The organism is Micromonospora sp. NPDC003241, assembly GCF_053589795.1.
The window spans coordinates 65173-83148 of record NZ_JBSFSO010000015.1; the positions used below are offsets into that span (position 1 = coordinate 65173).

Consider the following 17976-nt stretch of genomic DNA (forward strand, 5'->3'; position numbering starts at 1 on the left):
AGCGTCAACCACGCCGCGCCCACCCGACGGACGACACCGCCCGGGCGCACACCCACAGCCTGCCACCCGTCCGACCGGGCCCGCCTCCCCCGGCGGGCCGGGTCCCACCGGTCGGCCGGGGCCGCTCGGGGGCCGACCGGACGGCGGCGCTAGCGTGGGGCCATGACGCGACGCAGTGTGCTGGTCACCGGGGGCACGGGCGGGCTGGGCAGGGCGGTGACCGCCGTGTTCGTCGAGGCGGGCTGGCGGGTGGTGGCGCCGCAACGCGCGCAGCCGTCGCCGGAGACCGAACCCGACGGCGACGCACCGGTACGGCCGGTCGCGGACCTCACCGACCCACAGGACGTCGCCCGCGCGGTCGAGGTGGCCGCCGGTGACCCCGAGGCGCCGCTACGCGCCCTGGTCAACCTGGTCGGCGGGTACGCCAGTGGGGGCCTGGTGCACGAGACGCCGGTCGAGGAGTTCGAGCGGATGCTCACTCTCAACCTCCGCCCGACCCACCTGGTCACCCGGGCGGCCCTGCCGCACCTGGTCGCGGCCGGCGGCGGCGCGGTGGTCTGCGTGGCGGCCCGGGCTGCCCTCGCGCCGTTCCCGGGCGTGTCCGGCTACGCGACCGCGAAGGCCGCCGTGCTCGGCTTCGCCTCGGCCGTCGCGGTGGAGTACCGGGCCTCGGGCGTGCGGTGCAACACGGTGCTGCCCAGTGTCATCGACACGCCCACCAACCGGAGGGCGATGCCCGACGCCGACCACGCCCGCTGGGTGGACCCGGCCGAGATCGCCTCGGTGATCCGCTTCCTGGCCTCCGACGAGTCCGCGCCGACCAGCGGCGCCGCCGTACCGGTCTACGGCCGGGCCTGAACCGTCGGCGGTCGGATCGACCACGGGCGGACCTGGACAGAGGCCGACCCGGCCGCCCACGGCAGGGCCTGGATCGGCACCAGCGCGGTCACCGGCCCGGGCAGCCACGGCCGGTACCGCTGCGGACCCGGCTCGTCCGGCTCGTCGTCGGCCGGGAGCCACGCGGCGAGATGGTCGCGGATGTCCCGGGCCACCTGGTCCGCCGGTCGGTCCCCGTCGACCGGCACGAAGCTCGGTGACTCCGGCAGCGTGCGGTACGCCAGGTCCGCGGCGGTCAGGTAGGGCAGGCTCTCCTCGTCCGTGCCGCGCCGCTCGATCCGCCGATACGCCTCGTCCGGCGGCACCGTCAGCAGGAACGTCACCTGCGGCTGCGGGAAGACCCGGTACGCGACTCGGACCAGCCGTTCCCAGCGCCGACCATCGTGTGCCCGGAGGCTGGCGTACTGGCAGGCGGCGTAGCGGTCCATCACCGCCACCCGGCCGCTGACCAGGCTGCCGAGCAGGGCCATGGCGATGGCGAGCCAACGCAGCACGGACTCCAGCAGTAGCATCCCGTCGCGCCCGAGCAGCCCCTGCGCGTCCGGCCGGCCGAGCCGGTGCGCGGCCCGCCCCAGCCAGCGACGTCCACCGGCGTTGCGGTGGTAGGTGGCCGGGTGGCCGGCGGCGGTGAGCGCCTCGGCGAGCCGGTGTGCCTGAGTGGTCTTGCCCGAACCATCCACGCCGATCAGGGCCACGGTGCGCAGTCGGGCCGTGCCGCACCGGGTACCCGTCGATCTGGCCACTCTCGACAGGATATCCGACCCCCGCACGGCCACCGGGTGGTTCATCCCGCTATCCGCCTGATCGACCCCTTCCGCGCACCACGCAGGTGTGGGCGACCGGATTGCCGGGTACCGATCCGGCATCCCACTGGTAGCACCCGAACGATCTCGACGGGAGAGGCGACATGGCCGAGCGCGACGACGAGACTCTCCTGCACACACTGAAGAAGGTCGCCGCCGTGCTCAAGCAGTCGGACATCCCGTTCGCGCTCGGCGGCAGCTTCGCCGTGTACGCGCACGGCGGCCACTCCAGCGAGCACGACGTCGACTTCCTGATCCGTGAGCCGGACGTCGAAGCCGCCCTGGAGGCGCTGGTGGCGGCCGGCTTCACCGCCGAGCGGCCGCCGGAGGACTGGCTGGTCAAGGTCTACGACGGCGGACGGATGGTGGACCTGATCCACCGCCCGATCGAGACGCCGGTGACCGAGGAGACCTTCGCCGACACGGTCGTGCGACCGGTCGACGCGATCCACATGCCGGTGCTCTCCGCCACCCAGTTGATGGTGCACAAACTGCTCAGTTTCTCCCAGCACTACTGCGACTTCGCGCGAGGGCTGCCGCTGGCCCGGTCGTTGCGGGAGCAGATCGACTGGGAACGGGTACGCAAGGAGACGCAGCACTCGCCGTACGCGGAGGCGTTCCTGGTGCTGCTGGACAGGCTGGACGTCGTGCCCGACGGCGGCACGGCCGACGGGAGGGGAACACCGTGACCACGTACCGCGACCCCGGTGCCGGGCCGCCGGACGAGTACGTCGAGGCGGAGATCCACCGGCTGCTCGCCGAGGATCCGGCCGTCGCCGAGCAGGGCATCTCCGTGGTCCGCACGGAACGCGGTCTGGTGCTCATGGGCGAGGTGGAGAGCGCCCACCGGCGGGAGGAGATCCTGCGCCGGGTGGCCGAGCGCTTCCCCGAGGAGCCGGTCACCAGCGACATCGGGGTGATCCGCACGCAGGCGCCCACAGAGATCGAGCAGCTGCCCTGAGGAGGCGCGATGGCTATCCGGATCGCCGCGGTGGGCGACGTACACGTGGACGAGGACGTGGTCGGCCGTTTCCGGCCGGCCCTGGAGGAACTGCCGGACAAAGCCGACGTGCTGCTGCTCGCCGGTGACCTGACCCGGCACGGCACCGAGGCGGAGGCCCGGTGCGTGGCGCGGGAGTTCGGCGGACTGGGCGTACCGGTGATCGCCGTGCTCGGCAACCACGACCACCAGTGCGACCAGGTGCCGCAGGTGGTCGGCGCGTTGCAGGAGGCGGGAATCATCGTGTTGGAGGGCGACGGCGTGGTGCTCGACTGCGCCGGCGGCCGGCTCGGCGTCGCCGGGGTCAAGGGCTTCGGCGGCGGGTTCGCCGGCCGGTGCGCCAGTGACTTCGGTGAGCCGGAGATGAAGGCGTTCGTCCGCACCACGACCGAGAGCGCGGACCGGCTGGCTGCCGCGCTGCGCTCGCTGGACTGCGACACACTGGTGGCGCTGACCCACTACTCGCCGGTGCCGGACACCCTGGCCGGGGAGCCACTGGAGATCTATCCGTTCCTGGGCTGCTACCAGCTCGGGCAGGCCGTCGACTCGGCGCCCACCGCGCTGGCCCTGCACGGGCACGCGCACCACGGCTCCGAGCGCGGCACCACGCCCGGCGGGGTACGCGTACGCAACGTCGCGCACCCGGTGATCAAGCAGGCGTACAGCGTCTTCCATTTGGGCGAGAACCTTGATCAGCCGCAGGTTTCCGGCGTCGGAGTGGGGGGTATTCAGCAAACATGGAGCTGATTCTCTGGATTCTCGCAGTCGTACTGGTGGTCTCCGGCATCCTCGCGCTGTTCCGCCGGCAGATCCTGTGGGGCGTCGTCCTCATCGTCGTTGGCCTGCTGGTAGGCCCGGGTGGTGTGAGCATCTTCAGTTGACGTGGCGGCGCAAAGCGTCGCCTGTCCCGGACCCGCCGGGGTCGTCGTGACCGGAACTCCGTCCTCCCGACAGGAGCCACCGGCCACGGCGACCCCGGCGTACTTGTGTCCCGGCGTGTGTGTGTCCCGGCAGCGTCGCGCGCCGCCCCGTCGGCAGGTCTCTCCTGGTCCAGGCCGCATCGCGCACCGCTCCGCTGGCAGGTCCTTCCGGTCTGGGCCGCGTCGCACGCCACTCTGCGGGCAGGTCCTTCCGGTCCGGTCCGCGCAGAAGCCCCGCTCGGCCGGCAGGTCTCGTCGACCCACGGAGAAGCCCGCCCGGCAGGTTTGCCGGCCCGACCCACGGAGAAGCTGTGAGCATGCGGACGAGTGCGAACGACACCTGGCGAGGCGGTGCCCGGCAGTGGTGGGCGTTGGCCGGCTTCGCGGCGGCGGTGATAGCGGCGGCCGTCATCGGCAACCTCGCCGCCGTCGGCGCGGCGGACGAGTACCGCAGTATCGAGCAACCCTCCTGGGCGCCCCCGTCCTGGCTGTTCGGCCCGGTCTGGACGGTGCTCTATGTGACCATCGCGCTGGCCGGCTGGCTGGTCTGGCGTCGGGTGGGCTTCGGCCCGGCCGTACTCGCCTGGGCGGTGCAGCTCGTGCTCAACGCCGCCTGGACTCCGCTGTTCTTCGGCGCCGGGCAGTACGGCCTGGCCTTTGCCGAGATCGTGCTGTTGTGGTTGGCGATCGGCGTGACCGTCCTGCTGTTCCGACGGGTCAGCACCGCCGCAGCCGTCCTGCTGCTGCCCTACTGGGCCTGGGTGACCTTCGCCGCAGCGCTGAACTACTCGATCTGGCAACTGAACGGCTGACCCGTCCCGACTCCGATCTCAGATCAGAGCCGGTGCCGCACCCCTCGCGACTCATCATGATCCGCGCAACTTCACGGATACTGCTGCCTCAGCCCCCCTCGGAGACAGCAGTATCCGTGAAGTTGCGCGGATCTTGCCCCGTCCACACGCAAGCCCACCGCCCACACGCCGCCGCCCGCGTTGATCAAGAAGTTTTGGTCACGGAGCGGCAGGTCTGAGGGCGCAAACCCCTTGGTCAACTCCGGCCAGACCGGCCTGTCGGGGGTGCGCAGCCCGTCGGGAGTGTGCAGCCTGTGCGGGGTGCAGCGGCCGTCGGGCTGGTGGAAGTGCGACACCTCGCGTAGGGGCGGTCCGCCGCCCTTGACGGTCGGGGCGGCGGATCGACAGAGGTCATCGGGCGCGGTGGGAGCGCGCCCACGCAGGGGCGGCAGGTTTCCGGATTGTTACTCGGTCGTGTCCCGCCCAGGGGTGGACCGCGCGAGATGCAAGCGCTTACATGTGAAAACGCCCATCGGACCGGCGCCAGGTCACCGGAGACCATTCCCGGCCAGCGCCGGCTAGGAAGGAGGACGGCATGGCAGTCTTTGCCAGGCCACGCCAGGCCCTCGTGATCGCCGGCGCGCTCGGGCTGGCGCTCGGTGCCACCGCCTGCGGTACCGGTAGCAGCAGCAGTAGCGGCAACAACACCAACGCCGATTCCGCCGAGTGTGCCCCGTACGAGAAGTACCAGGGCCACGACGGCAAGAAGGTGACGATCTACTCGTCGATCCGGGACATCGAGGCCGACCGGCTGGACGAGTCGTGGAAGCAGTTCGAAGAGTGCACCGGCATCGACATCAACCACGAGGGCAGTGGTGAGTTCGAGGCGCAGCTGCCCGTACGCGTCGACGGCGGCAACGCCCCCGACCTGGCGTTCATCCCCCAGCCCGGTCTGATCCAGCGGTTCGCCGAGCGCGACCAGATCAAGGCCGCCGGCGCCGAGACCAAGGCCATGGCCGAGGAGAACTACCCGGCCGACTGGCTGACCTACAGCACGGTCAACGGCACCTTCTACGGCGCGCCGCTCGGCTCGAACGTGAAGTCCTTCGTCTGGTACTCGCCCAAGATGTTCCAGGAGAAGGGCTGGGCCGTCCCGAACACCTGGGACGAGATGATCAAGCTCAGTGACACGATCGCGGACAGCGGCACCAAGCCGTGGTGCGCCGGGATCGAGTCCGGCGAGGCCACCGGCTGGCCGGCCACCGACTGGATCGAAGACCTGATGCTGCGTACGCAGACCCCCGAGGTCTACGACCAGTGGACCAAGCACGAGATCCCGTTCAACGACCCCCGGGTCGCCGAGGCGCTCGACCGCGCCGGCACCATCCTGAAGAACGAGAAGTACGTCAACGGCGGCTTCGGCGGGGTGCGCAGCATCGCGACCACCTCGTTCCAGGAGGCCGGCGTGCCGATCACGGCCGGCAAGTGCGCGCTGCACCGGCAGGCCTCGTTCTACGCCAACCAGTGGCCGCAGGGCACCCGGGTGGCCGAGGACGGCGACGTGTTCGCGTTCTACTTCCCGGCCATCGACCCGGCCAAGGGCAAGCCGGTCCTGGGCGGCGGCGAGTTCGTGACGGCGTTCAGCGACCGTCCCGAGGTGCAGGCGGTGCAGACGTACCTCGCCTCCGGTGAGCACGCCAACAGCCGCGCGAAGATCGGCGACTGGGTGTCGGCGAACAACAAGCTCGACCTGGCCAACGTCGCGAACCCGATCGACAAGCTGTCCGCGGAACTCCTCCAGGACGACAGCTCGGTCTTCCGCTTCGACGGGTCCGACCTGATGCCGGCGGCCGTCGGCAACGGCACCTTCTGGAAGGGCATGGTCGAGTGGATCAACGGGCGGGACACCGCCACGGTCCTCCAGGGCATCGAGAGCAGCTGGCCGAACTGAGTCCAGTGGTGGGCCGGTCCGCGCACGCGGGCCGGCCCACCGGCTCTGTCGCCACCTCCGGGAGGGTTGATGAACTTCGACTTCGCCGCCCAGGCGCCGAAACTGATGATGTTGCTGTGGGGGCTGGTCGCCTTCGCAGTGGTGGTCGGCGGCCTGCTCGTCCTGCTCGACGCGGTGCCGGCGTTCTTCGCCCGGCGTCGCGAGGCGCAACTCGTCGCCGCCTCCGCCGGCAGCGCGCCGATGCCCCGGCGGACCAAGCCCCGGGAGGGGCTGTTCGCACTCTTCTTCCTGCTGCCGACCGTACTGCTGCTGATGATCGGCCTGGTCGTCCCGGCGATCCGCACCACGCTCCTGTCCTTCATGGACGGCGGCAGTCAGAACTGGGTCGGGCTGGACAACTACCGCTGGATGTTCGCCGAGGACGCGATCGTCCGGGTACTGATCAACACGCTGGTCTGGGTGACCCTGGTCCCGCTGGTCGCCACCTCGATGGGCCTGCTCTACGCCGTGCTGGTCGACAAGGCCCGGTTGGAGTCGCTGGCGAAGTCGCTGATCTTCATGCCGATGGCGATCTCGTTCGTGGGCGCCGCCATCATCTGGCGGTTCGTCTACGCCTACCGGGGTGAGGACCAGGAACAGATCGGTCTGCTCAACCAGATCGTGGTCAGCCTCGGTGGCGAGCCCCGACAGTGGCTGCTCGACTCGCCACTGAACACGCTGCTGCTCATCGTGATCATGGTCTGGATCCAGGCCGGATTCGCCATGGTGGTGCTCTCCGCGGCGATCAAGTCCATCCCGGCAGACATCGTGGAGGCGGCCCGCCTCGACGGGGTCACTCCCTGGCAGATGTTCCGGCAGATCACCGTGCCCAGCATTCGGCCGGCCATGATCGTCGTCGTGGTCACCATCTCGATCGCCACGCTGAAGGTCTTCGACATCGTCCGCACCACGACCAACGGCAACTACGACACCAGCGTGATCGCGAACGAGATGTACAACCAGGCGTTCCGGTACGGCCAGAACGGTCAGGGGTCCGCCCTGGCGGTCTTCCTCTTCGTCCTGGTGCTGCCGATCGTGATCTTCCAGATCCGGAACCTGCGTCAGCAGCGACGGGAGGGCTGAGATGACCACCACCACTCCCCCGGTCGCCGCCGGCGCCCAGGACACCAGCGGTACGTCGACACGGGCGTCCCGGGTACGCAAGCGGTTGAACAGCCGTACCGCGACGATCGTCGCGATCGTCATCGCGGTCGTCTGGACCATCCCGACGTTCGGCCTGTTCGTCTCCTCGTTCCGGCCGGAGCCCCAGCTCAAGACCACCGGCTGGTGGACGTTCTTCCGGGACCCGCAGTTCACCCTGCAGAACTACCAGGACGTGCTGTTCGGGCAGGCGTCCGGCTCGGGACAGCTCGCCAACTACTTCGTCAACTCGCTGGTCATCACCCTGCCGTCGGTGCTGTTCCCGCTCGCGTTCGCCGCTCTGGCCGCGTACGCGCTGGCGTGGATCAACTTTCGCGGCCGGGACTGGGTCTACATCGGCATCTTCGCGCTCCAGATCGTGCCGTTGCAGATGGCGCTGGTGCCGCTGCTGAGCTTCTTCTCGCGGGGAGTCAGCATCGGCGGCGTCACCCTGATGCCCGCCTGGAACCTCGACGGCGCGCAGAACTTCGCCCAGGTGTGGTTCGCGCACACCTGCTTCGCGTTGCCGTTCGCCGTGTTCCTGCTGCACAACTTCATCTCGCAGCTGCCGAAGGACCTGATGGAGGCGGCCCGGGTCGACGGGGCCACCCACCCCAGGATCTTCCGCACCATCGTGCTGCCGCTGGTCGCTCCCGCCCTGGCCGCGTTCGGCATCTTCCAGTTCCTCTGGGTCTGGAACGATCTGCTGGTCGCGCTCATCTTCGCCGGTGGCAGCGACGTCACCGCGCCGCTCACCGTCCGGCTGGCCGAACTGGCCGGCACCCGGGGCAACGAGTGGCAACGGCTGACCGCCGGGGCGTTCGTCTCGATCGTCGTACCGCTGATCGTGTTCCTGTCGTTGCAGCGCTACTTCGTTCGAGGGCTGCTCGCCGGCAGCGTCAAGGGCTGATACCCGGGTGGTGCCGCCGCCGACGGTGACGGCGGCACCACCCGGGACGTGAGCGGGGTAAGCGTGACCAGGATCGACGACGTCGCCCGGCTGGCCGGAGTCTCCACGGCCACCGTCTCCCGGGCGCTACGCGGACTGCCGACCGTGTCGGCCGCCACCCGCCACCGGGTGCTGGCCGCCGCCGAGCAGTTGCAGTACGCCGTGTCGCCGAGCGCATCCCGGCTGGCCGGCGGTCGTACCGGCACGGTGGCGGTGGTCGTCCCCCGGATCACCCGGTGGTTCTTCGGCGTCGTCGTCGAAGCGGTCGAGGACTTCCTGCACCAGGCCGGCTACGACCTGCTGCTGCACAACCTCGGCGGCCGGGAGCAGAACCGCCAGCGCCTGCTGCACCCCGCCAACCTGCACAAGCGGGTGGACGCGGTGATGCTGGTCGCCACCCCGCTGCGGGCACCCGAACTGACCGCCCTGGCCGCGCTCGACCTGCCGGGGGTGACCGTCAGCTCCGGCACCGACGTGCCGGGTTGGCCCTGCGTACGCATCGACGACGTGGTCGCCGCGCGGACCGCCACCCGGCATCTGCTGGACCTCGGCCACCGACGCATCGCCCACATCTCCGGCGACCCCGACGACGAACTCGCCTTCACCGCGCACCTGGACCGACGCCGGGGCTACCAGGAGGCGCTGCGCGCCGCCGGGTTGTCTCCCGACCCGAGCCTCGACGTGGAGTCCCGGTTCGACATCGCCGGTGGCACCCGGGCCACCGAGGAACTGCTGCGCCGGGGTGATCCGCCCACGGCGATCTTCGCCGCCTGCGACGAGATGGCGATGGGCGCGCTGACCGCGCTGCGCGACGCCGGCCTGCGGGTACCCCAGGACGTCAGCGTGATCGGCATCGACGACCACGCGCTCGCCGGTGTGCTCGGGCTGAGCACCATCGCCCAGCCCGCCGCCGAGCAGGGCCGGTTGGCCGCGAAGCTGCTGCTCGACCCGCTCGCCGGGCCGCCCCCGCAATCCGGGCCGCACCGTGCGACGTCGCCGGTGATCCTGAACACTCGGTTGGTCGTGCGTGAATCGACCGCGCCGGCGCGGGCACACTGACCCGATCACCTCGTCGTCCGGCGACCCGCCGGGCCGGCTCGACCACGGGAGTCCGTCCTGAACGACAACGCGACGCAGCAGACCGCGCCCTCCGCCCCGATCACCGGCTGGTGGACCGAGGCGGTGATCTATCAGATCTACCCGCGCTCGTTCGCCGACTCCAACGGCGACGGCATCGGCGACCTGCCGGGGATCACCGCCCGCCTGGACCACCTGACCGAGCTGGGGGTCGACGCGGTCTGGCTCTCCCCGTTCTATCCGTCGCCGCAGGCCGACGCCGGCTACGACGTGGCCGACTACCGGGACGTGGAGCCGCTGTTCGGCACGCTCGCCGACGCCGACGAGCTGATCGCGCAGGCCCGCGCCCGGGGGCTGCGGGTGATCGTCGACCTGGTCCCCAACCACACCTCGTCGGCACACCAGTGGTTCCAGGCCGCCCTGGCCGCCGCGCCGGGCAGCCCCGAGCGGCAGCGGTACGTCTTCCGTGACGGCCGGGGCCCGGACGGCGTCGAGCCGCCCAACGACTGGCAGAGCGTCTTCGGCGGACCGGCCTGGACCCGGGTCCCCGACGGGCAGTGGTACCTGCACCTGTTCGACACCGCCCAGCCCGACCTGAACTGGGACGCCCCGGAGGTACGCGCCGAGTTCCTGGACGTGCTGCGGTTCTGGCTGGACCGGGGCGTGGACGGCTTCCGGGTCGACGTGGCGCACGGGCTGGTCAAGCAGGCCGACCTGGCCGACTGGCGGGAGCCGCAGGAGATCCTCTCCGGACAGGAGGCCGACAAGCCCCGCCCGCCGATGTGGGACCAGGACGGCGTACACGAGATCTACCGCGACTGGCGGCGGCTGCTGGACGGCTACCCCGGGGAACGTGTCCTGGTCGCCGAGGCGTGGGTGGAGCCGGCCGAGCGGCTGGCCCGGTACGTCCGCCCCGACGAGATGCACCAGGCGTTCAACTTCGAGTACCTGGTCGCCTCCTGGACCGCCCCGGCCCAGTACGCGGTGATCACCCGGTCGCTGGAGGCCACCGATGCGGTCGGCGCGCCCAGCACCTGGGTGCTCTCCAACCACGACGTGGTCCGGCACGCCTCCCGGCTCGGGCTGCCGGTGGGCACCGTCCGACCCAACGGCATCGGCGTCGGCGACGAGCAGCCGGACGCGGCGCTCGGGCTGCGCCGGGCCCGGGCGGCCACCCTGCTGATGCTCGCCCTGCCCGGTTCGGCCTACCTCTACCAGGGCGAGGAGTTGGGGCTGCCGGAGCACACCAGCCTGCCCGACGAGGCCCGGCAGGACCCGACCTGGGAACGCAGCGGACACACCCAGCGGGGCCGCGACGGATGCCGGGTGCCGATCCCGTGGGAGGCCGACGCCCCGTCGTACGGCTTCGGGCCCACCGACGCGAGTTGGCTGCCGCAGCCGCCGGTCTGGGCCGAGTACGCCCGGGACCGCCAGCGCGACGTGCCCGGCTCGACGTACGAGATGTACCGGACGGCGTTGCGGCTGCGGCGTACCCACGGGTTGGGTCGAGGCACCCTGGAGTGGCTCGCCTCCGACGACGACGTGCTGACCTTCCGCAACGGCGACCTGGTCGTGTCGACCAACTTCGGCCCGGAGTCGATTCCACTGCCCGACGGCACACTGGTGCACAGCAGCGCTCCGCTGAACGAGGACGGTTCCCTCCCCACCGACGCAACCGTCTGGCTCCACTCCCCCTGATCGAGCGGTGGGGGTGGGTGTTGTAAGGAAGGGCACCTTATTAACGCCTCAGGTAGAGGAAGGGCCCCTTGTTAACACCGCCCGTCCCGGACTGCGGCAAGTCGAGCACCGCCGTCCGGGGCTGTCCCGTGCGGCCCGCCGGCCGGCGGTCGTTTTGTTAACAGGGGGCCCTTGCTATGCACGAGGCGTTAACAAGGGGCCCTTCCTTACATCTGTCACAGCTTTTCGGCGCGAGAGTGCAGCAGGTCGCGGACGTCGGCGATGTCCTTGGGGGACGTCCGGGCGGCCAGCCAGTACATGATCCCGGTGGGGATGAAGAAGAGCTGGAACGCTGCCAGCCCGACGGCGTAGTTCAGCGGCGGCGGGAAGGCCCCCCGCAGGGCGTGGAAGACCACGCCGACCAGCCCGTTGCCGGCCGCCCGGCCCACCCCGTTGACCAGGTTGCCGAGGCTGTAGACGGTGCCCCGATGCTCGGGCGGGTTGGCGTCGGCGATCAAGGCGAACCAGTTCGGTGAGTTCGCCGAGGTCAACGCCAACGCCAGCAGCGCGGTGAGCAGGCTCAGCCCGACCGTCGGCTCGGTGAACACGCTGCCCACCACGGCCGCCACCACCGCGCCGGTGCCGGCGCCGTCGGGCACGTCGATGCGGATCGGCACGAAGAACAGCACCAGGTAGAGCGGGACCGCCGCGAGGATGCCGACCGCGGCGACCAGGGCCCGGCCGGAGGGTGTACGCCGTTGCAGCGCATCGCCGATCAGACCGCCGACGATGGAGAATACGCCGCCGAGCTGGAACAGGGTGGCGAAGACGCTGCCCACCACGATCGCCGTCGCCGGTGAGTACCCCTGGTCCCGGGCCCGCTCGGTGAAGAGCACCGGCAGCCAGACCAGCGAGCCGAACGCGGCCTGTGCGGTGAGGCCCTGCAGGACGAGCCACCGGTTGGTCCGCCGGCCCAGGATGACCGGCAGGTCGGAGCGGCTGATCCGGTGCTCGTACTCGGCGCCGGCGGCCAGCGCGGCGGCCAGTTCCGGTTCGCTCTGCCCGCGCCGGATGTCGTACGTGAACAGGTACGCCCCAGTGGCGGCCAGGCCGACGACGGTGAGCAGTAGGAACGGGCGGCGCCAGTCGGTCGCGCCGAGCAGCCCGCCGACCAGCGTGCCGGCCAGCGTGCCGATGCCCTGGGAGAGTCCCCAGAAGCTCATCACCAGGCCCCGGCGGCGGGGCGAGATCAGGTCGGTGACGACCGAGAAGCCGACCGACCCGACCGCGCCGAGCCCGATCGCCGCCAGCAACTGCGCGGCCAGGAACGTCGGGTAGTCGCCGGCCAGGCCGCTGCCGCCGGTGCCGACCGCCCAGATCAGCGTGCCGATCATGAGCAGCGGCTTGCGGTTGGTGCGGTCTCCGAAGTACGCCCAGCCGACCGCAGCCACGGCGCTGACCAGGAAACTGATCGCGGTGACCAGGCCGAGCAGGCGCTGCGGCACCGCGAAGGAGTCGGCGATCGCGCCGTAGAGCGGCGGCACCAAACCGATCGCCACGTTGTCCAGCGAGGCGAGCAGCACGAAGACCACGACGCTGTAGATCCGGTGCGTGGCGCTCCCGCCCCACACCCGCGCGGATCGGCCCGTGCGCAAGGTCATGCCGGCAGCCAACCAGGACCGGATAACGGCCCGGTCACCGGGTCCACCCACCCCGACCGGCGACAACGGACAGGTCCCACCCGGCGCCACCGATCCGCGCACCCCGACGACCTTGGCCCCGACGACCCCACAAGGCCGACGAGGCCGACGAGGCCGACGAGGCCGACGAGGCCGACGAGGCCGACGAGGCCGACGAGGCCGACGAGGCCGACGAGGCCGACGAGGCCGACGAGGGCCGACGAGGGACGACGAGGGACGACGAGGGACGACGAGGGACGACGAGGGACGACGAGGGCCGACGAGGGACGACGAGGGCCGACGAGGGACGACGAGGGCCGACGAGGGACGACGAGGGCCGACGAGGGACGACGAGGGCCGACGGCCCGTCACGCCGCGACGAGGTGACGAGGCCGAACACCCCACAAGGCCCGACGACCCACAAGGCCCGACGACCTGATCTGGCCCGATGATCGTTCGGGCCGCGCGGCCAAGATCACGCTCGATCCTGGATCGAGTGGTCTCGTCGCGTCGCAATGACCACTCGATCCAGGATCGAGCACGACCTTGAGGTCAGCGAGCGAGTGGGCCGGCGGGAAGCCGATGCGATGCCCGAAAGTGCGACACGGCCGACGACCCGACGCGGCCCGACGCGGCCCGACACGACCCGGCGCGGCCCGACGACCCGAACATGACCCGGCACGACCCGACGTGGCCGACGGCCTGAGACGACACGGCCCGACGACCCGAATATGACCTGGCACGACCCGACGCGGCCCGACACGACCCGACACGGCCGACGGCCTGGCACCGCCCGACGCGGCCGATGCCCCGTCACGGCGCGACGGGACCGACCCAGCCGAGGAACCGACCAGGCCGAGGGACCGAGGAGACCGAGGAACCGACCATGCCGACGAGACCAAGAGGCCGACCAGGCCGACCAGGCCGAGGGACCGCGGGCACATGTGGGTGTCGGGCGTGGGACGGGCCGGGGCGGTGTCGCGCCCCGGCCCGGCCCGCGTGCGCTATCCGGTCGTCGAGCGGTCCAGGTGACGTTCCCGGGCCTCGGCGTAACGCTCCCGGATGGCCGGTACCGGCTCGGCGGCGTACTCCTCGGTGCCGGACGGCGACCACGACGGTGGTTCCGCGCCGCCGAGGGCCAGCCAGGCGGCCTGGCGGGCGGCGCCGTCGGCGACGTACTCGCCGGGTGGCGGGACGACCACCGGGCTGCCGAAGACCTGGGCGGCGATCCGGCGGACGGCGGCGGAGCGGGCCCCGCCACCGACCAGGATCACCCGGCGGACGGTCGCCCCCTGGGCGGCCAGCGCGTCCAGGCCGTCGGCGAGGGCGCAGAGCATGCCCTCGACCGCCGCCCGGGCCAGGTGGGCCGGGGTCGAGGTGCCCAGGGTCAGCCCGTGCACCGCCCCGGTGGCCAGCGGTCGGTTCGGCGTCCGCTCACCCTCCAGGTACGGCACCAGGACCAGCCCGTCCGCGCCGGGCGGCGCGGCCAGCGCCAGCTCGGCCAACTCGTCCAGCCCGACCCGCAGCATCCCGGCGGCGGCGTCCAGCACCCGGGCCGCGTTGAGCGTGCAGACCAGCGGCAGGAACCGGCCGCTGGCGTCGGCGAAGCCGGCGACGATCCCGGTCGGGTCGGCGGCCGGCGCGTCGGCGACGCTGAACACGGTGCCGGAGGTGCCGATCGAGACGACCACGTCGCCGGGGCCGGCGCCCACCCCGAACCCGGCGGCGGCGTTGTCCCCGGCGCCGGGTCCGAGCAGCGCGCCGCCGGGCAGCGCGCCCGCCGTCTCGGACGCCCCCAGCACGGTCGGCACCCGTACCGTCCGACCGAGCGCCCGTTCCAGCAGGTCGGGACGGTACTCGCCGGTGGCCGGCGACCAGTAGCCGGTGCCGCTGGCGTCACTGCGGTCGGTGCGCAGCGCCGCCAGGTCGGACGACCCGGACAGCCGCCAGGTCAACCAGTCGTGCGGCAGGCAGACGGCGGCCACCCGGTCGGCGTTGGCCGGCTCGTGCCGGGCCAGCCAGCGCAGCTTGGTGACGGTGAAGCTGGCCACCGGCACGCTGCCCACCGCGTCGGCCCAGAACTGCCGTCCCGCCGTACCGGCACCGGCCTCCTCGACGAGGTCGGCGGCGGCCTGCGCGGAGCGGGTGTCGTTCCAGAGCAGCGCCGGCCGCACCACCTCGCCGGAGTCGTCCAGGCAGACCATGCCGTGCTGCTGGCCGGCGACGGAGACGGCGGCGACGTCGTCCAGCCCACCGGCGGCGTCGATCGCCGTCTGGAGGGCCGACCACCAGGCCGAGGGGTCGACCTCGGTGCCGTCCGGGTGCGGCGCCCGGCCCTGACGGACCAGGTCACCGGTCTCCGCGTCCCGGACGACCACCTTGCAGGACTGGGTGGAGGAGTCCACCCCCGCGACGAGCGGCATGCCGTCCGCCTCAGCGCGCGCCGAGCACGTGCTCGACGGCGAGCTGGTTGAGCCGGATGAAGCCGAAGCCCTTGGCACCGGCCGCCTCGACGTCGTAGCCCTCGAACGCGCTGGTGTCGGCGAGCAGCTCGGCGTAGCCCTCACCCTCGCCCAGGGTGGGTACGCCCAGCTCGCCGACCTTGCTGGCGGCCAGCGCCTCGACCACCTCGGGGTCGGCCCGGAACGCCGCCGCCCGCTCCTTGAGCAGCAGGTAGGTCCGCATGTTCGCGGCGGCGGAGACCCACACCCCGTCCATGTCCTCGGTGCGGGAGGGCTTGTAGTCGAAGTGGCGGGGCCCGTCGTACCCGGGGCCGCCGCCCGGCGCGCCGTGCTCCAGCAGGTCCACCAGCGCGAACGCGTTGAGCAGGTCACCGTGGCCGAAGACCAGGTCCTGGTCGTACTTGATGCCGCGCTGGCCGTTGAGGTCGATGTGGAACAGCTTGCCCTGCCAGAGCGCCTGGGCGATGCCGTGCACGAAGTTCAGCCCGGCCATCTGCTCGTGGCCGACCTCCGGGTTGACGCCGACCCGGTCGGGGTGGGCGAGCGTGGAGATGAAGGCCAGGGCGTGCCCGACGGTGGGCAGCAGGATGTCGCCGCGCGGCTCGTTCGGCTTGGGCTCCAGCGCGAACCGCAGGTCGTAGCCCCGGTCGACGACGTACTGGCAGAGCAGGTCGACCGCCTCGCGGTAGCGCTCCAGCGCGGCCTGCACGTCCTTGGCCACGTCGTACTCGCCGCCTTCGCGGCCGCCCCACATGACGAAGGTCTGGGCGCCCAGCTCGGCGGCGAGGTCGACGTTGCGCAGCACCTTGCGCAGCGCGTACCGCCGGACGTCGCGGTCGTTGCTGGTGAAGCCGCCGTCCTTGAAGACGGGCTGCTGGAAGAGGTCGGTGGTGACCATCGGCACCACCAGGCCGGTCTCGTCGAGCGCCTTGCGGAACCGGGCGATCTGGCCGTCGCGGGTGGCGGCGTCCGCACCGAACGGCACGAGGTCGTCGTCGTGGAAGGTGACGCCGTACGCGCCCAGCTCGGCGAGCCGGTGCACCGACTCCACCGGGTCCAGCGCGGGCCGGGTGGCGTGACCGAACGGGTCTCGGCCCTGCCAGCCGACCGTCCAGAGGCCGAAGGAGAACTTGTCGGCGGGGGTGGGACGGGATGCCATTACAGACCTCCGGTGGTGTCGTCCGCTATTTGTTCAGTGGTTGAATTAAATGGCCGCGATGTGGCAGTGTCAAGGGGTGACCCGACTCGCAGCCCCGGCCGGCGGCGTACGCCAGGGCAGCCTGCGTGAGCTGAACCTCGCCCTCGTCCTCGGCCGGATCGCCGCGGCCGACCGCCCGCCCTCCCGAGCCGCGCTGGCGGCCGAGACCGGCCTGACCCGGGCCACCGTCTCGGCCGTGGTGGAGGACCTCGTCGCCGGTCGACTGGTCACCGAGGCCGAGCCGACTCCGCGCGCCGGTGCCGGTCGACCCGCCCGAGGTCTGGTGCTCGCCGGTGACGGCCCGGCCGGGCTCGGGCTGGAGATCAACGTCGACTACCTGGCCGCCTGCGTGGTCGACCTCTCCGGTGAGGTCCGGCACCACACCGTGCACCGGGCCGACCTGCGTCCGGTCTCCCCCACCGACGCGCTGGCCCGGCTGGCCCGGCTCGCCGCCCGCGCCCGCGCCGACGCCGACGCGCAGGGCCTCACCCTGGCCGGCGCTGCCCTCGGCGTACCCGGGCTGGTCGACGACACCGGCCGGGTGCGCCTCGCGCCGAACCTGAGCTGGCGGGACGTACCGGTGCCGGAGCTGCTGGCCGCACACCCGCCGCTCACCGAGACCGTGGCGGGCGTACCGGCGCTGGTGGTGGACAACGAGGCCAACCTCGCCGCGCTCAGCGAACTGCACGCCGGTGCCGGACCGGGCAGCTTCCTGCACCTCTCCGGTGAGGTCGGTATCGGTGCCGGGATCGTGCTCGACGGCGCGCTGTTCCGGGGCGTACGGGGCTGGAGCGGCGAGATCGGGCACATCCCAGTGCGGCCGGACGGGCCGCCGTGCCGGTGCGGCGGCCGGGGTTGCCTGGAACGCTACGCCGGACAGGAGGCGATCCTCGCCGCCGCCGGCCTGGCCGGGGCCGACCTGCCGGCCGACACCGCGCCGATGCGGCTGGCCCAGCTCGCCGAGGCCGGCGAGCCCGCCGCCCGCCACGCCCTGCACGAGGCGGGTACGGCCATCGGCATCACCGTGTCGAGCGTGATCAACCTGTTGGATCTGGACACCGTGGTACTCGGTGGCGGTTACGCCCCGCTCGCCCCCTGGATCCGGCCACCCGTGCTCGCCGAGATCGAACGCCGGGTGCTCACCGCCGCCTGGTCACCGGTGACCGTACGACCGGCGACCCTCGGCGCGACCGCTGCCGCGGTGGGCGCGGCAGGCTCGGTGGTACGCCGGATCATCGCCCGCCCGGCGGGTTGGCTGGCCCGGCTCTAGACCACGGTGTTCCTGCGAGGGCGCCCCTCGGGAGCCCTCGGTACCCTTGTCCCGAGGCAACAAACCCGTGGACCCGAGGAGCACAGCACCGGCATGCGTACAGGTCGACAGCGCAGGGCGCGG

At 71.9% G+C, this 17976-nt stretch carries 15 protein-coding genes and 1 pseudogene; 12 read left to right on the forward strand and 4 right to left on the reverse strand.

The genetic code is table 11. From position 1 onward, the window contains the following. Positions 1–162 precede the first annotated feature (162 nt). A complete protein-coding gene (locus ACWDVW_RS14920) occupies positions 163–858 on the forward strand; it encodes an SDR family NAD(P)-dependent oxidoreductase (RefSeq protein ID WP_449948532.1) in 696 nt (231 codons plus the stop codon). Here the strand turns inward: ACWDVW_RS14920 and ACWDVW_RS14925 are convergent. Beyond that, entirely contained in the window at positions 843–1640 is a 798-nt protein-coding gene (locus ACWDVW_RS14925) for a dTMP kinase (protein ID WP_449948534.1), read from the reverse strand. The two genes, ACWDVW_RS14920 and ACWDVW_RS14925, sit on opposite strands and share 16 nt — an antisense overlap. Positions 1641–1795: 155 nt before the next feature. On the opposite strand from ACWDVW_RS14925, the pseudogene ACWDVW_RS14930 reads away from it, so the two are divergent. From ACWDVW_RS14930 to ACWDVW_RS14975, 10 genes and pseudogenes are all read left to right on the forward strand, one after another. Continuing rightward, a pseudogene (locus ACWDVW_RS14930) lies at positions 1796–2389 on the forward strand (nucleotidyltransferase); the annotation flags it as partial. Next, the gene (locus tag ACWDVW_RS14935; protein ID WP_449948537.1) at positions 2386–2661 is read left to right on the forward strand and encodes a hypothetical protein; all 276 of its coding nucleotides are present in this window, start codon (positions 2386–2388) and stop codon (positions 2659–2661) included. The pseudogene ACWDVW_RS14930 and the gene ACWDVW_RS14935, both read left to right, overlap by 4 nt. Before the next feature lie 9 nt (positions 2662–2670). Beyond that, positions 2671–3447 carry a metallophosphoesterase family protein gene (locus ACWDVW_RS14940; protein WP_449948540.1) on the forward strand — a complete coding sequence of 259 codons (777 nt, stop codon included), beginning with the start codon at positions 2671–2673 and terminating at the stop codon, positions 3445–3447. Continuing rightward, entirely contained in the window at positions 3438–3581 is a 144-nt protein-coding gene (locus ACWDVW_RS14945; protein WP_449948543.1) for a GPGG-motif small membrane protein, read from the forward strand. The genes ACWDVW_RS14940 and ACWDVW_RS14945 overlap by 10 nt, the downstream gene beginning before the upstream one ends. Before the next feature lie 356 nt (positions 3582–3937). Next, a complete protein-coding gene (locus tag ACWDVW_RS14950) occupies positions 3938–4432 on the forward strand; it encodes a TspO/MBR family protein (RefSeq protein WP_449948546.1) in 495 nt (164 codons plus the stop codon). A 574-nt stretch (positions 4433–5006) separates the two neighbouring features. After that, positions 5007–6362, forward strand: a complete 1356-nt coding sequence (locus ACWDVW_RS14955; RefSeq protein ID WP_449948548.1) for an ABC transporter substrate-binding protein — start codon at positions 5007–5009, stop codon at positions 6360–6362. 69 nt (positions 6363–6431) lie between these two features. After that, positions 6432–7484 carry a carbohydrate ABC transporter permease gene (locus ACWDVW_RS14960; RefSeq protein WP_449948550.1) on the forward strand — a complete coding sequence of 351 codons (1053 nt, stop codon included), beginning with the start codon at positions 6432–6434 and terminating at the stop codon, positions 7482–7484. 1 nt (position 7485) lies between these two features. Next, positions 7486–8451 (forward strand): carbohydrate ABC transporter permease, encoded by a 966-nt coding sequence (locus tag ACWDVW_RS14965; RefSeq protein WP_350692341.1) that lies wholly within the window; start codon positions 7486–7488, stop codon positions 8449–8451. Between the two features lie 63 nt (positions 8452–8514). After that, positions 8515–9549 carry a LacI family DNA-binding transcriptional regulator gene (locus ACWDVW_RS14970; RefSeq protein WP_449948681.1) on the forward strand — a complete coding sequence of 345 codons (1035 nt, stop codon included), beginning with the start codon at positions 8515–8517 and terminating at the stop codon, positions 9547–9549. 57 nt (positions 9550–9606) lie between these two features. Then, complete coding sequence (locus ACWDVW_RS14975) at positions 9607–11265, forward strand: glycoside hydrolase family 13 protein (protein WP_449948684.1); 1659 nt, start codon at positions 9607–9609, stop codon at positions 11263–11265. A gap of 215 nt (positions 11266–11480) precedes the next feature. On the opposite strand, the gene ACWDVW_RS14980 is transcribed toward ACWDVW_RS14975, so the two are convergent. The 3 genes from ACWDVW_RS14980 to xylA form a co-directional block, all read right to left on the reverse strand. Further along, positions 11481–12905 (reverse strand): MFS transporter, encoded by a 1425-nt coding sequence (locus ACWDVW_RS14980; RefSeq protein WP_449948553.1) that lies wholly within the window; start codon positions 12903–12905, stop codon positions 11481–11483. Positions 12906–13927: 1022 nt separating this feature from the next. Continuing rightward, positions 13928–15346 carry a xylulokinase gene (gene xylB, locus ACWDVW_RS14985; protein ID WP_449948556.1) on the reverse strand — a complete coding sequence of 473 codons (1419 nt, stop codon included), beginning with the start codon at positions 15344–15346 and terminating at the stop codon, positions 13928–13930. 10 nt (positions 15347–15356) lie between these two features. Then, entirely contained in the window at positions 15357–16544 is a 1188-nt protein-coding gene (gene xylA, locus ACWDVW_RS14990; RefSeq protein ID WP_449948558.1) for a xylose isomerase, read from the reverse strand. Positions 16545–16593: 49 nt separating this feature from the next. Here xylA and ACWDVW_RS14995 point away from each other — a divergent pair, with 49 nt between their 5' ends. Further along, complete coding sequence (locus ACWDVW_RS14995) at positions 16594–17853, forward strand: ROK family protein (RefSeq protein ID WP_449948561.1); 1260 nt, start codon at positions 16594–16596, stop codon at positions 17851–17853. The last annotated feature ends 123 nt before the right edge of the window (positions 17854–17976 follow it).